Genomic DNA, 395 nt, shown 5'->3' with positions numbered 1-395 from the left:
TTATCAGGCGATAGAATTCAAATGGATACCTGTAAATTGGGTCCTAGGCTATATCAGCACACATCTATCGATGACTGCACACGATATCGCGTTTTAAGGATATATAAACGCCGAACAGCAGCGAATACGCTCGACTTTTTAGACTGCGTAATTGAAGAAATGCCTTTTCCCATACAGCGAATACAGACCGATCGTGGGCGGGAATTTTTTGCTGAAAAAGTACAGAAAAAATTGATGCAGCATGGAATCAAATTTAGGCGAAATAAACCTGGTTCACCTCATTTGGCAAGGTAGAGCATTCTCAAAAGACTGATAAATCTGAGTTCTACGCTACTGTCGATATTAATTCTGAAGATATCCAAGACAAGCTAGCCGAATGGCAGCATTACTATAAC

At 40.3% G+C, this 395-nt stretch carries 1 pseudogene; it reads left to right on the top strand.

The features are described from left to right. A pseudogene (locus ACG9ZB_RS16765) lies at nt 1-395 on the top strand (DDE-type integrase/transposase/recombinase); the annotation flags it as partial.

The sequence above is a fragment of the Acinetobacter johnsonii genome, from assembly GCF_048551975.1.
In the GTDB taxonomy this organism is placed as follows: domain Bacteria; phylum Pseudomonadota; class Gammaproteobacteria; order Pseudomonadales; family Moraxellaceae; genus Acinetobacter; species Acinetobacter johnsonii_A.
This window is presented reverse-complemented; position numbering and strand designations above follow the sequence as displayed.